Origin of the sequence: Pseudomonas tremae (genome assembly GCF_001401155.1) — a bacterium.
Taxonomy (GTDB): domain Bacteria; phylum Pseudomonadota; class Gammaproteobacteria; order Pseudomonadales; family Pseudomonadaceae; genus Aquipseudomonas; species Aquipseudomonas tremae.
In genome coordinates, this window is sequence record NZ_LJRO01000024.1 from 34743 (window position 1) to 47884 (window position 13142).

Here is a 13142-nt window from a genome sequence, read left to right on the forward strand (position 1 = left end):
CCTGAAGGGTTATTCATGCGCAACGATCCATACGATGACGTCGATGACGTTCCCAGCCTTAGCGCCAAGGACGACGATGATGACTTCGAGCCTGGCAATGGCGCGCGCGAGCGCACCACGGTCTATTCGCGCACCACGCCTGTGGTCAAGGTAAAGGGGCCGAGTACCGGCCCGTTGTGGGCATTGGTCGGCGCGCTGTTCATTGCTTTTTGCGGTCTGGGCTGGTGGAGTTTTCAGCAGGTTTCTCTGATGGAGCAGCAACTGGTCGCCACCCAGGAGAGCTTTGCACGCATCAGCGAAGAAGCTGCCGGACGCTTGCAGGATATTTCCGGCAAGGTGGTCGCGAACGAAGCGCTGTCCAGTGACGGAGAAGCGCTCAAACAGCGTATCAAGCTGTTGGAAGCGCAGCTGGAAGATCAGGACAAGCAGCGTGAGGGCGTCGAGGGCCAGCAGGGCAGTCTCGACAAGCGTCTGGAACAGATGGCTGCGCAAACCGCTCAGCAGCAGACCGAAAGCGCACAGCTGCAAGAGCAACTGAAAGCCGTCGTGGCTGAACTGGCAACCCTGAAGTCGTCTTTGCCTGACCTGAAAACGGCACAGTCCGAGCAGGGCAAGCTGGACACGCAAATCAAAAGCCTGGCGGCTGATGTGGCGACACTGAAGAAACAGGGCGATCCGTCGGCCGCCATTGCGCGGGTCGAGCAGGACCTGATGGTGCTCAAAAGCGAGCAGGAGAATCGTCCGGCACCGTCAGCAGGAACCAACACCGCTGAGTTCGATGCGTTTCGTGCTCAGGTAACCCGCAACATAAATACCCTTACCAGCCAGATTCAGAACCTGTCTCAGCAGCTCAACTCACGCCGTTGATGCCGTGCATTGCCTGTCGCGATTTGTCGCAGCAGGCAAGTGCAACCGCCACGATTTTTCTCCTCGTTAAATAGTTATGTGCTTGCCGGTTAGAGGAGGGCTTACGCTTGCCTGGCTGTTAACTAAATGGATACTCAGGAATGAATGGAATCATTGATATGGATACCGATACCGCACAACAAACGACCGAACAGGTACACAGTCCGGCTGAGGACATGGGCAAGTGGGCAGACGAACCTGCCATGATGAGCTCACCTCCCGAGGGGGATGCGCCAGCAAGCCCGGACTTCACACCTATCCAGCACGCACCTCAGGTAAGGGTCAAGCCACCTGTGAAACCTCAGGTCAAGGTGGTTAGCCCGCTGAAGCCACCCGTGACACCGCCTGTGAAGCCACCGGCCAAGGTGGTTGAGCCGCTGAAGCCACCCGTGAAGCCGCCTGTGAAACCTCGGGTCAAGGTAGTGGATCCGCAGAAGCCACATGTGAAACCTCCGGTAACACCAAGCGTAAAACCCTCTACCAACCCAAAGGTTGTGCAGACAACGCCGCCGGTCCCTGAAGCGCCTTCGCGTCTGGACAAGCTACTGGCAGTCGTCAATACCGTCACTGGCGTTTTACAACTGGTCCACCCGCTCAATAGCGTTTTCAACCCTAATGGTACGGTCAGTCACCCTGACGGAAGTGTTGCCGCTGCAGATGGCGAGTCCGTGACTCGTCCCGACGGCACCACGCAGCATCTGGATGGCACCACCGTCCATGCAGATGGTTCGATCGAGCACCCCGATGGTGCGGTTCTGCACAAGGACGGCACTTGGGTCATGGCTGATGGCTCGGTCAACTACCCGGACGGGCGCTGGAAGTTGCCGGATGGCACCATCACTGATGCCGAAGGCAATGTGTTAGGAATAGTCGCGACCTAGATTGCGTTTGAAGCGCAATAAATTCAGACGAAAAAACCCTGGCTCTTGCGAGTCAGGGTTTTTGCTGTTGCAGCGTCGGGTTACAGGCGCGGGTAGTCGATGTAGCCGACCGGCCCCTTGGCGTAGAAGGTGTCAGGGTGCGGTTCGTTCAGCGGCGCATCGCTGGCCAGACGCTCTGGCAGGTCCGGGTTGGCAATGTAAGGCACGCCGAACGCTATGGCATCGGCCTTGCCTTCTGCCAGCCACGCATTGGCAGTGTTCTTGGTGAATTTCTCGTTGGCGATATACACACCGCCGAAGGCTTCTTTCAACTGCGGGCCAAGGCTGTCTTCAGCATCATGCTCACGGGCGCAGATGAACGCGATACCGCGCTTGCCGAGCTCTTTGGCCACGTAGCCAAAAGTTTCGGCACGGCTTTCATCGCTCATGTCATGCATGTCGGCGCGAGGCGAGAGATGCACGCCGACGCGACCAGCGCCCCAGACTTCAATGACTGCATCAGTCACTTCCAGCAGCAGACGAGCGCGATTCTCCACCGAGCCGCCGTACTGATCTGTGCGCTGATTGGACCCCGTCAGCAGGAACTGCTCAAGCAGGTAGCCGTTGGCACCGTGGACCTCGACACCATCGAAACCCGCCGCTTTGGCGTTTTCTGCACCGATGCGATAGGCCTCGACGATGTCGCCGATTTCCGCCAGCTCCAGTGCGCGCGGTACCGGCAGCGGAGTGATAGGGCGCATCAGGCTTACATGGCCTTCGGCAGCAATGGCACTTGGCGCAACCGGAGTTTCGCCATTCAGGTACGAAGGGTGGGAAATGCGGCCTACGTGCCACAGCTGCAAGACGATGCGGCCGCCAGCGTTGTGTACGGCTTTGGTGATGTTGCTCCAGCCGCGAACCTGATCGTTGGACCAGATGCCGGGGGTGTCCGGGTAACCCACGCCCATCGGCGTTACCGAGGTGGCTTCAGTCAGGATCAGGCCTGCCGAAGCGCGCTGCACGTAATACTCGGACATCATTGCATTGGGCACGCGGCCTTCGTCGGCGCGGCAGCGTGTCAGGGGCGCCATGATGATGCGGTTGGGCAGTTGCAGATCGCCAATGGTGATCGGGTCAAAGATAGTCGTCATGTATCGAATCCTCGGGATTGATCAGTGGGTAGCGTGGGCCAGATCCGGATTGCCGGTCTGACGAAATGTGATCAGGGTTATAAGCAGCGCGAGCACCGCCAGGACGGCTGCCGCCAGAGGCACGCTGGTCAGGCCCAGGCCGTGGGCGATAACACTGCCGCCGACCCAGGCGCCGAGCGCGTTGCCGACGTTGAAGGCGCCGATGTTCAGGGTGGAAACCAGATTGGGCGCGGCCTTGCCGAAGGTCACCACGTTGATCTGCAGGGCCGGTACGGCGGCAAAGGCCGCAACCGCCCAGAGGAACAGGGTGATTTCAGTCGGTATCAGCGCGATGCTGGTCCAGCTCAGGGCGGTGGAAATCACGGCCATCGAAGCGAACACCCCGATCAGCGTCGACGAAAGACGACGATCAGCCATTTTGCCGCCGATCACATTGCCTGCCGTCAGGCCAAGACCGATCAGCAGCAAGGTCCAGGTCACGCCATTGGGTGACACGCCGGTCACTTCGCCGAGCAGCGGTGCGATGTAAGTGAACAGCGTGAACATGGAGGCTGAAAACAACGCGGTCATGGTCAGCGACAGCCAGATGCCGGCACCTCGCAAGGCGCCCAGTTCGGCACGCATGTCGAGTTTTTCTTCGTTGCGATTGGTCGGCAGAAAGCGGATCAGGCCAATCAGTGCAATGATCCCGATGACGGTCACGGCCCAGAAGGTCGAGCGCCAGCCTGCGTATTGACCCAGCGCGGTGCCCAGTGGGACACCCAGCACGTTGGCGAGGGTAAGGCCGGTGAACATCAAGGCTACCGCCGAGGCACGCCGATTGGCGGGCACCAGTCCTGCGGCGACCACCGAGCCGATACCGAAGAATGCGCCGTGGCAAAGCGCCGTGACCACGCGGGCAAACATCAGCACGTTGTAATCACTGGCCAGCGCACAGAGCAGGTTGCCGATGATGAAAATCCCCATCAGCGTAACCAGCGCTGCCTTGCGCGGCAGTTTTGCTGTGGCCATTGCCATGAACGGCGCGCCGACTGCCACGCCCAGCGCATAGCCGGTCACCAGCCAGCCTGCTCCGGGAATGGACACACCCAGGTCGGCGGCAACGTCGGGCAACAGGCCCATGATGACGAATTCAGTGGTGCCGATGGCGAAGGCGCTCAGGGCCAGAATGAGTAGCGAAAGGGGCACAAGGCATCTCCTGGAAAAAGGTGGAAAAAATCAGGTCGGGTTGTTCAGCTCGTGAACCAGCGCCTCAACGAAGGCCTGGATCACCTCTTCGTTACGACGGAAGAAGTGCCACTGGCCGACCTTTTTGCTGCTGATCAGCCCGGCGCGTTGCAGCGTTGCAAGGTGGGCCGACACCGTTGACTGGGACAAACCTGCACGTTGATCGATCTGCCCGGCGCAGACGCCGTGTTCGATCGAATATTCCTGCGCAGGAAAACTCGCGCGCGGGTCCTTCAGCCAGGTCAGGATTTCTCGGCGGACCGGGTGGGCCAGAGCTTTTATTATGTCGTCGAGGTCGATCTGCATGTCGTTCTCACAGGCGTGTAGCGATATATCGCGATAGGGCGAACCTTATATCTGTATTTCGCGATATACAAATATGATTTTGTGCTTAGAGGTGAATAAATCGGTATATCGGGTTATATCGATATATGGACTGCATGCCTGCAAGCGGCGTACGCTTGCTGCCATGAACTATCTGGCACATCTTCATCTCGGCGGGTATCGTCCCGCCCAATTGCTTGGCAGCCTGTATGGCGATTTCGTCAAAGGTCCGCTGCCGGGGCGCTTTCCGGCGGAGCTTGAAGCCGCCATCCGTCTGCACCGGAGTATCGATGCCTTCACCGACAGCCACCCGCTGATCAAGGCCTCCATTGCCCGGTTTCCGGCACAGCGACGGCGCTACGCGGGCATCATGCTCGATGTTTTTTTTGATCACTGTCTGGCGCGCGACTGGCATCTGTATGCCGATCTACCGCTGGATGTGTTCACCCGAAAGGTCTACGGCACGCTGGCTGCCGAGTCGCAACTGCCCGAGCGCCTGGCGCTGATTGCACCGCGCATGGCAGCGCAGGACTGGTTGGGTTCTTATCGACAGTTCGAGGTGCTGGAGCAGGTGCTGCGGGGCATATCCAGCCGTTTGTCACGACCAGAAGGGCTGGCAGGCGGCATGCACGAACTGCAGGCGCTCTACCAGCCTTTGAGTGATGACTTCGCCGAGTTTTACCCGCAGTTGCAGGATTTCGCTCAGGCCGCTCTGGCCGGGCGAGAGACCGCTTCGCCCGACTGAGCAGGCTCGCCGATCTCGGGTTCACCAAACAATGCCACTTGCACAGCCTGCTGAGCCTTGAAGGCCAAGGCCGCACGCTCCTGATCCGCAGTCTGGATCGGCGTCAGCAAATGTATGTGCACGTCGCTTTGCTCGTTGGCGAACAGTCGGCGCAAATGTGACAGCAAGTCATCATCGCCAATGAACGGAGCAATCGGGTCAGGCTTGCCGTCGCGCGAATAACCAATGGCTACCGGCTGAATCGGCACACCCGCTTCGATGGCGCTGGACAGCAGACGCCCGTGGAAGGTACGCAAGCCCTTGCCGTCAGTGGTGGTGCCTTCCGGGAAGATCAGCAGTGCGTTGCCTTGTTGCAGATGACTGCACATTTGCTTCTGGATCAGACGGCTGTCGCCCGAGCCACGACGGATGAACAGCGTACCTGCCTTCAAGGCCAGCCAGCCGGCCACTGGCCAGGTCCGCACTTCGGCCTTGGACAGGAACGACAGTGGCGCGAGCATCCCCAGCAGTGCAATGTCGGTCCATGACACATGGTTGCTCACCCACAGCATCGGCTGCTTTGGCAGCTCGCCGGTGACGGTCACCCGAAACGGCAGCGCGTTACTCAGGCGGGCCATGAACCAGCGGCTCCAGCGCTGCCTGCGCTCCATCGTACTGCCGAATTTAATGCGTTCCAGAATCGCGAATGCTCCGGCAATCGTCAAGCCGAGCGCCACCACCATCAGCACTCTGGCTACGCGGGCATAGCCGCGCACCCTGCTCATTACACGGCCGCCTTGAAATGGCGCGCGTAGCGAGGGCACAGGTCATCGCGCTTGAGCAGGATGAACACGTCTGCTACCTGGAAATCCTCGTCCCAGCAAGGCTCGCCACAGATCTTGGCACCGAGGCGCATGTAGGCCTTGAGCAGCGGCGGCATTTCGCAGATGACGTTGTTGGGGATGTCGAGAGTCGGCAGCGGGTTCTTCGGCTCGGCGCGCAGATGTTCGTTGCACAGATAGCGTTCGCGCAGGCGCTGCATGATCGCGTGGGCCTGAATTCCGCCGTCCTGCATCGGGATACTCGCGCAACCCATCAGGTAGCTGTAGCCGCCCTCATTGAGTACTTCGGCCAGTTCGCTCCACAGCACGGTAATGGTGCCACCGTTGCGGTACGCCGGGTCGACACAGGTGCGGCCCAGTTCCAGAATCGGACCTTGCAGATGAGCCAGGCCGTGCAGGCTGAATTCTTCTTCACTGTAAAAGCTGCCGAGGGTACTGGCGGCTTTGTGGTCAAGCAGCCGCGTGGTGGCTACAAGACGCCCGGAGTTCAAGTCACGAACCCCGATATGTGAGCAGTGAATATCGTAATCATCGATATCCAGCCCTTGTTCAGCGCCATTGAGGCGGGCGTTGAACTCTTCGCTGAACACACTGAAACGCAACGCCTGTGCTTCCTGCAAGGCGCGCGTTCCAATCAGGCGCTCGGCCTGAAGACGACGTTCAGAAGTGTTGTCACGAATGCGGGCGATCTGGGTCATACGAATCTCCATGAGCCAGCCTTGCAGAGTTGGCTGGTTGACTGATTTGTCCAGGCGCTTTGCCGTAACTGCAGGCTAGGGAGATGGCGTGTCATGCCTGTGACGCTTTGGTGATGGTTGTGTGACGGAGGTCGTGAAGCCTTTTCATGAGCATTTGAGAGGAGCAATACGCGCGTGCAAACGCCGCAGAACGATAGGTCTCCGAAGGCACGCCCATCGTGTCCATGCTCCAGCGAGGGCATGCATTTCTGGACGCTCTTGAAGGTGAAGAACGATCCATCAGCATCAGCTGACTGTCATGAAGCCCTGATACAGTTCGCGGATAACCATTTTGGGAACCTGCCATGCCTCTTGGAACTGTCCGCCTGAGTCTGTTTCTGCTCCTGTGTCTCGGCACCCAGGGCGTCATTGCTGAAACATGGCCTGCAGAGCAGTGGTCTTCCCGAGCCGTATCCCCGGCCCCGGCAATCGAAGCGCTCGACACCTACGCGTTCCCGCCCCGTGACGACGAGGCCCGCAAGGGCATCCGCACCGATGCGCTCCTGGTTATCCGCGACGGGGAAGTGGTGTACGAACACTATGCTGGTGTCACCACTGAACAGACCCCGCACCTGACCTGGTCGATCAGCAAAAGCATCATGGCTACCGTATTGGGCGTGGCGTTTACAGACGGGCGCTTTCAGTTGAATGATCCGGTCGCGAAGTTCTACGCACCGTTCGAGAAACATCCCGACATCACCATCAAGCACATGATGAATTGGGCCTCTGGTCTGGATTGGCAGGAGGACTACGAATACGCTCCGCTCAACTCTTCTGTAGTCGCCATGCTCTATACCCGAGGGCGTGACGATATGGCGCATTTCACAGCCGATCACCCGGCAGCCAGGCCACCGGGCAAGGCGTACCTTTATTCCAGCGGCGACAGCAACGTTCTGGCTGCTGCATTGAAAACCATGGTCGGGCAACCCGCGTACGCGGACTACCCGTGGACAGCGCTTTTCGACCCGCTCGGTATCCACAGCGCCGTTTGGGAAACCGATGGCAGCGGGACATTTGTAGGGTCGTCCTATGCCTACATGACTGCTCGCGATCTGGCGCGTATCGGCCTGCTGATGCAACGCGGTGGCGAATGGCAGGGTCGGCAGTTACTCAATAAGGAATGGCTCGGTTTTGTCCTGACGCCGTTTGCGGGCGAGCAAGTGGACGCCAGCGTTGAAGTCCCGGGCGGTCAGTGGTGGCTCAACCGCACCCTGGATGGAGGCAAAGGCCCGTGGCCGGACGCGCCGCCTGACACGTTCGCGGCCCTTGGACATTGGGGGCAGGCGTTGTATGTAATCCCCAGCCAGAAGCTGGTGATCGTGCGCTATGCCGATGACCGCGACGGCACTTACAACCACGATCAAATGCTCAAGCTTCTGCTTGCGGCATTCGGCAAGGAGACTGGCCAATGAGTAGCCGTCGACTCTTCATTCTGCGTCGCCCGTTCAGCAGCCTGCTGATTCTGATCATTGCCACGCTCGCAGTACTTGCCTGGCAGTACCGCGTGAACCTGCAAGCATTTCCGACCATCATCAGTGCCTACACTGCCAAGGAATATTGCTCGTGCCGGTATGTGATGAACAACCCGGAAGCCTACTGCCGGGCGTACGTCAAACAGTACGTGCCCAGCACCCTGACTGACGACGCCGGCCAAAAGCGGGTGGTGGCCAGTGGTCTCGGACGCACCAGCAGTGCAGCCTGGCAGGGTGAACGACAGGGCTGTCGTCTGCAACCACCCGCGCTGTAGAGATTCCGGCGAACATAGCAGTTTGCCGGAGGTCTGACAGGCGGTAAGGTAGCCCTCAAATGCACCTCCGGAGTCTGCATGTTCAACATAAATCGCCTGCTGCTGGTCACGCTGGCCGCAGTGGCGTTACCTGCCCAGGCGAACTGGTATCTGGATAACGAGTCATCGCGACTGTCTTTCACCTCGACCAAAAATGCTGACATTGCCGAAGTGCATCGCTTTCTGGTGCTGCATGGCAAGGTCGACAACAACGGGCTAGCCGAAGTAGGGATCGAGACGGATTCAGTCAGCACCGGCATTCCGTTGCGCGACGAGCGCCTTCGCGAACAAGTGTTTCAGGTGCGCAAGTTTCCTGCTGCGCAAATCACCGCTCAGCTCGACATGCGGCCCATCAATGACCTGGCGCCTGGCGCGCAACTCGAACTGCGCTTGCCGCTGTCTGTCAGCCTGCGGGGCAAAACCCACACTTACAACGCCGAGTTGCTGGCGACACGGCTTGATGAGCGCCGCTTTCAGGTGGTGACGCTGGAACCTTTGGTGGTTCATGCTCAGGACTTCGATCTGGTGCCGGACTTCACTGCTTTGCGTGACGCTGCGGGATTGTCTGCGATCAGCCTGTCAGTACCTGTAGGCGCTGTACTGATCTTCACGGCGCGCTGATATGGCCAGCACGATATTTCCGTGGCGTGAAGACAACCAGTTTCAATTGCTGATCGACGGCCCTGCGTTCTTTCCGCGCATGATTGCGGCCATCGACCGCGCCGAGCAGCAGGTTGACCTGGAGTTGTACCTGGTCGAAGCCGGTGCCTGCGCCGATGCCATTGTGCGGGCACTGGTAGATGCGGGCAGACGCGGAGTCATCGTGCGCTGCCTGTTCGATGATTTCGGCTCAAAAGCTTTCGATGCGGGCCTGCGTCAGCAACTGATCAATGCCGGTGTCATCCTGCGCTTCTACAACCCGATTCACTGGCGGCGTGGTGTGCGTAACTTCTACCGCGACCATCGCAAGATACTGGTGGTGGATAAAACCCTGGCGGTAGTCGGCGGTACTGGTGTGACCGACGAATTCTGGGAGCCGGACAAAGACGTCAGCCAGTGGCACGAGGTCATGGTGGAGATCACCGGACCGCTGGTGCTCGACTGGCAGGCGCTGTTCGACCGGCAGTTCCACGCCAATGCACGACGCTTTGCCTGGCGCCCGAAGCAGAATTTTGGTCTGACGCACTTGCCGAAAGTCCCGACGTCCGGCACAGGGTTGGGCCGCGTCGCGTATGCCGATTCCCGTCAACACCGCGACATTGTGCAATCGCTGGTCCGCAGCCTGCACAGCGGGCAGAAGCGTATCTGGCTGGCTACGCCGTATTTCTTGCCCTCCTGGAAAGTCCGTCGTGCGTTGCGCAGCGCAGCCGCGCGTGGCATCGATGTACGTCTGTTGCTGACAGGGCCGCGCACCGATCACCCGTCCGTGCGCTACGCCGGTCACCGCTATTACCCGCGCTTGCTGCGTGCCGGTGTGAAGGTCTTCGAATACCAGCCGTGCTTCCTGCACCTGAAAATGGTGCTGATCGATGACTGGGTAAGCCTCGGTTCATGCAACTTCGATCACTGGAACCTGCACTTCAACCTGGAGGCCAACCTCGAAGCCCTGGACCCGGGATTGACCCGGGACGTAGTCGCCAGCTTCGAAAAAGACTTCGCCCTGAGCACTGAAATCACGCTGGAAGACTGGAAAGCCAGACCACTGTGGCGGCGCGTCAAACAGCGTTTGTGGGGCTGGATTGACCGGCTGGTGGTGAACTTGCTGGACCAGCGGAATTGAAGTGTACGCGGGGCTGACGATGGCCCTGCGTTGGCATGGTGGTTATGCGAAGCGGCCCAGCGAGCGGTATACCAAAAGCAGACCGGCCAAACCTGATCGATAACTCGGTGACCATCGATGAAGTTTGGGGGACTGTACAGCCGAATAAAAGAGGCCGGAACATTGACTGAAGTTTTCTTCAGTTGAAATAGATGCATCCTTCTACTGTTTCCTAAAATGCATTGTCTTAAGGTTTTTTAGCATTTTTTCGTTGCCTTTCTATCAGCGTGGGTACATTATTTTTATCAAGGCAGCCCCCAGAATATAGCGCCCCGATTATAAATCTTGCGGTAAAAAAGGACTGAAGGTGGATAGCGAAAGGAAAAATGCTTCAGAGCAGGAAAGTCTCAATCTTAAATTAAACTATAAGTTTTTCTTCTGGTTGCTGTTCTCGGTTGTGGTTTTGAAGTTCACGTTGTTCGATTATCTGGATAGCCCTTCCGGGGCAGACGAACTGCTGATGAAACGCGAGCTGCCGCAGGGCGACTGGCTTTACATCAGCCGCTACCTGGCACCCGCGACAGATCTGAACACCTTGCGTTTTTACATAAGCAAACGTCTGGAAGGCAACGACTCGGACGTGTTGAAGCAGTTGAATGAAACTCATCTTTTCCTGCTGACGGACAGCGACCCTGGTGACGCAAAGATTTCCGACACACCCAACGGTGTGGGCGTAGAGGTAACAGGCGCTGTCTATGCTTATTTCAGTAAGCAATACATTACCGAAGGCGAGACGTTACGAAGCTACCGGATCACATTGACTCAGCATGATGTGTCTCAGCCTTTTTAGGTAGTGCTCAGAACAAGATATAGCAGGATGCTTGCGCTTATCATCATTTGTATTTCAAGTTTGCGCAGCAGCTCCCGCCTGTTAATCGGGGTTGAAAGGTCTCTGGTTAGTGTAGGGTATGTATTGCAGGCTGGTGCTTGGCGGTAAGTAACGGCAACTGTGAGAACGTGTCATAAAATAGGGTCAAGTAGGCCGAGCTGGGGGCGGGGGAGTGCGAGTTATTGATAGCCCGGTAATCGTTGGCAGCAGGGAAGGAAAACTGGCGGCATTGCCAGTTTTCCTTCCTTGTAATGCGAAGCCTTACTGCACTTCCACCGCCAGACTGTCGCTGATCTTCTTCTGCCAGATCTGTGGGCCGGTGATGTGTACGGATTCACCGGTACTGTCGACCGCCACGGTGACCGGCATGTCTTTGACCTCGAACTCGTAGATCGCTTCCATGCCCAGTTCGGCAAAGGCCACGACTCGGGATTTCTTGATCGCCTGGGCGACCAGATACGCAGCGCCGCCGACAGCCATCAGGTAAACGGCCTTGTGGTCACGGATCGCTTCGATAGCGGTAGGGCCGCGTTCGGATTTGCCGATCATGCCCAGCAGGCCGGTCTGGTCGAGGATCTGACGGGTGAACTTGTCCATCCGCGTGGCTGTGGTCGGGCCGGCGGGGCCGACCACTTCTTCGCGCACCGGATCAACCGGGCCGACGTAGTAGATAAAGCGACCCTTCAGGTCAACCGGCAGGGTTTCGCCCCTGTTGAGCATTTCGACCATGCGTTTGTGCGCAGCGTCGCGGCCAGTCAGCATCTTGCCGTTGAGCAGCACGGTTTCGCCCGGTTTCCAGCTTTGCACGTCTTCCGGGGTCAGGGTGTCGAGGTTGACGCGACGGGCCGAAGGGCCGGCCTCCCAAACGATTTCCGGGTAGGCGTCCAGCGATGGCGCTTCCAGCGAGGCAGGGCCGGTGCCGTCGAGCACGAAGTGAGCATGACGGGTGGCGGCGCAGTTGGGGATCATGCACACCGGCAGTGAAGCGGCGTGGGTCGGGTAATCCATGATCTTGACGTCGAGCACGGTGGTCAGACCGCCAAGGCCCTGAGCACCGATGCCCAACTGGTTGACCTTCTCGAACAGCTCCAGGCGCATCTCTTCGATACGGCTTTGCGGGCCGCGTGCCTTCAGTTCATGAATGTCGATGGACTCCATCAACACTTCCTTGGCCATGACCGCCGCTTTTTCAGCAGTGCCGCCGATGCCGATGCCGAGCATGCCGGGTGGGCACCAGCCCGCACCCATGGTCGGTACGGTCTTCAGTACCCAGTCGACGATTGAGTCGGATGGGTTGAGCATCGCCATCTTCGATTTGTTTTCCGAGCCGCCGCCTTTTGCCGCTACGTCCACTTCGACGGTATTACCCGGAACGATGGAGTAGTGAATGACGGCGGGGGTGTTGTCCTTGGTGTTCTTGCGAGCGCCTGCCGGGTCGGCGAGGATCGAAGCGCGCAGCACGTTTTCAGGCAGGTTGTAGGCGCGACGCACACCTTCGTTGATCATGTCGTCCAGGCCCATGGTGGCGCCGTCCCAGCGTACGTCCATGCCGACGCGCACGAAAACGGTGACGATGCCGGTGTCCTGGCAAATCGGGCGATGACCGGTCGCGCACATGCGCGAGTTGATCAGGATCTGGGCGATGGAGTCGCGAGCGGCAGGCGACTCTTCGCGCAGATACGCCTCGTGCATGGCCTGAATGAAGTCCACGGGGTGGTAATAGGAAATGAACTGCAGTGCGTCTGCAACGCTCTGAATCAGGTCGTCTTGCTTGATCACGGTCATGCGGCGCGCTCCTCTGTTATGACGGGAACATTCAATTACGCTATCGGCAGCAGTCTGGAACTGCGGCTTGAACCAGAGCTGCAGGGTTGGCCGTAGCGGGCGCAAAAAGGCGCGGCAGTATAACCCGCCGTGAAGAGCAGGCTGTACAATCG

General features: G+C 58.7%; 14 protein-coding genes. 8 read left to right on the forward strand and 6 right to left on the reverse strand.

Annotation, left to right across the window (positions count from 1 at the left end; all coding sequences use genetic code 11):
- Positions 1-15 precede the first annotated feature (15 nt).
- Both ALO43_RS00715 and ALO43_RS00720 read left to right on the forward strand, forming a co-directional pair.
- Positions 16-867, forward strand: coding sequence for an ATPase (locus ALO43_RS00715; protein ID WP_005890764.1), 852 nt, complete (start codon positions 16-18; stop codon positions 865-867).
- Between the two features lie 158 nt (positions 868-1025).
- Positions 1026-1787, forward strand: a complete 762-nt coding sequence (locus tag ALO43_RS00720; protein WP_042932326.1) for a hypothetical protein — start codon at positions 1026-1028, stop codon at positions 1785-1787.
- A gap of 80 nt (positions 1788-1867) precedes the next feature.
- Here ALO43_RS00720 and ALO43_RS00725 read toward each other — a convergent pair whose 3' ends face one another.
- Genes ALO43_RS00725 through ALO43_RS00735 form a run of 3 tightly spaced genes read right to left on the reverse strand, consistent with a single transcriptional unit; the run spans position 1868 to position 4450 of the window.
- On the reverse strand, positions 1868-2917 hold the full coding sequence (locus ALO43_RS00725; protein WP_005890759.1) for an alkene reductase: 1050 nt from the start codon (positions 2915-2917) through the stop codon (positions 1868-1870).
- A 21-nt stretch (positions 2918-2938) separates the two neighbouring features.
- The gene (locus ALO43_RS00730; RefSeq protein ID WP_024691522.1) at positions 2939-4105 is read right to left on the reverse strand and encodes an MFS transporter; all 1167 of its coding nucleotides are present in this window, start codon (positions 4103-4105) and stop codon (positions 2939-2941) included.
- A gap of 30 nt (positions 4106-4135) precedes the next feature.
- Positions 4136-4450 (reverse strand): ArsR/SmtB family transcription factor, encoded by a 315-nt coding sequence (locus tag ALO43_RS00735; RefSeq protein WP_005889094.1) that lies wholly within the window; start codon positions 4448-4450, stop codon positions 4136-4138.
- A gap of 163 nt (positions 4451-4613) precedes the next feature.
- Between ALO43_RS00735 and ALO43_RS00740 the strand changes: the two genes are divergently transcribed.
- A complete protein-coding gene (locus ALO43_RS00740) occupies positions 4614-5213 on the forward strand; it encodes an acyl carrier protein phosphodiesterase (protein ID WP_005889096.1) in 600 nt (199 codons plus the stop codon).
- Here the strand turns inward: ALO43_RS00740 and ALO43_RS00745 are convergent.
- Positions 5171-5977 carry a lysophospholipid acyltransferase family protein gene (locus ALO43_RS00745; RefSeq protein ID WP_024671730.1) on the reverse strand — a complete coding sequence of 269 codons (807 nt, stop codon included), beginning with the start codon at positions 5975-5977 and terminating at the stop codon, positions 5171-5173. The genes ALO43_RS00740 and ALO43_RS00745 overlap by 43 nt on opposite strands.
- On the reverse strand, positions 5977-6732 hold the full coding sequence (olsB, locus tag ALO43_RS00750; protein ID WP_054996972.1) for an L-ornithine N(alpha)-acyltransferase: 756 nt from the start codon (positions 6730-6732) through the stop codon (positions 5977-5979). The genes ALO43_RS00745 and olsB overlap by 1 nt, the downstream gene beginning before the upstream one ends.
- A 344-nt stretch (positions 6733-7076) precedes the next feature.
- On the opposite strand from olsB, the gene ALO43_RS00755 reads away from it, so the two are divergent.
- The 5 genes from ALO43_RS00755 to ALO43_RS00775 all read left to right on the forward strand — a co-directional run bounded on the left by ALO43_RS00755 (position 7077) and on the right by ALO43_RS00775 (position 11166).
- Positions 7077-8183 (forward strand): serine hydrolase domain-containing protein, encoded by a 1107-nt coding sequence (locus ALO43_RS00755; protein ID WP_024671729.1) that lies wholly within the window; start codon positions 7077-7079, stop codon positions 8181-8183.
- Positions 8180-8518 (forward strand): hypothetical protein, encoded by a 339-nt coding sequence (locus ALO43_RS00760; protein WP_053480779.1) that lies wholly within the window; start codon positions 8180-8182, stop codon positions 8516-8518. Before ALO43_RS00755 ends, ALO43_RS00760 begins: the two co-directional genes overlap by 4 nt.
- A gap of 78 nt (positions 8519-8596) precedes the next feature.
- On the forward strand, positions 8597-9178 hold the full coding sequence (locus tag ALO43_RS00765; RefSeq protein ID WP_005889104.1) for a YceI family protein: 582 nt from the start codon (positions 8597-8599) through the stop codon (positions 9176-9178).
- Between the two features lies 1 nt (position 9179).
- Positions 9180-10337: a phospholipase D-like domain-containing protein gene (locus tag ALO43_RS00770; RefSeq protein ID WP_024671727.1), complete on the forward strand. Its 1158-nt coding sequence runs from the start codon at positions 9180-9182 to the stop codon at positions 10335-10337.
- A gap of 346 nt (positions 10338-10683) precedes the next feature.
- Positions 10684-11166, forward strand: a complete 483-nt coding sequence (locus ALO43_RS00775) for a hypothetical protein (protein WP_053931486.1) — start codon at positions 10684-10686, stop codon at positions 11164-11166.
- A 300-nt stretch (positions 11167-11466) separates the two neighbouring features.
- On the opposite strand, the gene ALO43_RS00780 is transcribed toward ALO43_RS00775, so the two are convergent.
- Positions 11467-12990, reverse strand: a complete 1524-nt coding sequence (locus tag ALO43_RS00780; RefSeq protein ID WP_024691514.1) for a fumarate hydratase — start codon at positions 12988-12990, stop codon at positions 11467-11469.
- Positions 12991-13142: the final 152 nt, after the last annotated feature.

Excerpts from the sequence above, each read along its gene's own strand:
- ALO43_RS00760 (WP_053480779.1), top strand. The coding sequence starts at position 8,180 with ATGAGTAGCCGTCGACTCTTCATTCTGCGTCGCCCGTTCAGCAGCCTG.
- ALO43_RS00745 (WP_024671730.1), bottom strand. The coding sequence starts at position 5,977 with ATGAGCAGGGTGCGCGGCTATGCCCGCGTAGCCAGAGTGCTGATGGTG.
- ALO43_RS00715 (WP_005890764.1), top strand. The coding sequence starts at position 16 with ATGCGCAACGATCCATACGATGACGTCGATGACGTTCCCAGCCTTAGC.
- olsB (WP_054996972.1), bottom strand. The coding sequence starts at position 6,732 with ATGACCCAGATCGCCCGCATTCGTGACAACACTTCTGAACGTCGTCTT.
- ALO43_RS00740 (WP_005889096.1), top strand. The coding sequence starts at position 4,614 with ATGAACTATCTGGCACATCTTCATCTCGGCGGGTATCGTCCCGCCCAA.
- ALO43_RS00770 (WP_024671727.1), top strand. The coding sequence starts at position 9,180 with ATGGCCAGCACGATATTTCCGTGGCGTGAAGACAACCAGTTTCAATTG.
- ALO43_RS00755 (WP_024671729.1), top strand. The coding sequence starts at position 7,077 with ATGCCTCTTGGAACTGTCCGCCTGAGTCTGTTTCTGCTCCTGTGTCTC.
- ALO43_RS00735 (WP_005889094.1), bottom strand. The coding sequence starts at position 4,450 with ATGCAGATCGACCTCGACGACATAATAAAAGCTCTGGCCCACCCGGTC.
- ALO43_RS00725 (WP_005890759.1), bottom strand. The coding sequence starts at position 2,917 with ATGACGACTATCTTTGACCCGATCACCATTGGCGATCTGCAACTGCCC.
- ALO43_RS00765 (WP_005889104.1), top strand. The coding sequence starts at position 8,597 with ATGTTCAACATAAATCGCCTGCTGCTGGTCACGCTGGCCGCAGTGGCG.
- ALO43_RS00720 (WP_042932326.1), top strand. The coding sequence starts at position 1,026 with ATGGATACCGATACCGCACAACAAACGACCGAACAGGTACACAGTCCG.
- ALO43_RS00780 (WP_024691514.1), bottom strand. The coding sequence starts at position 12,990 with ATGACCGTGATCAAGCAAGACGACCTGATTCAGAGCGTTGCAGACGCA.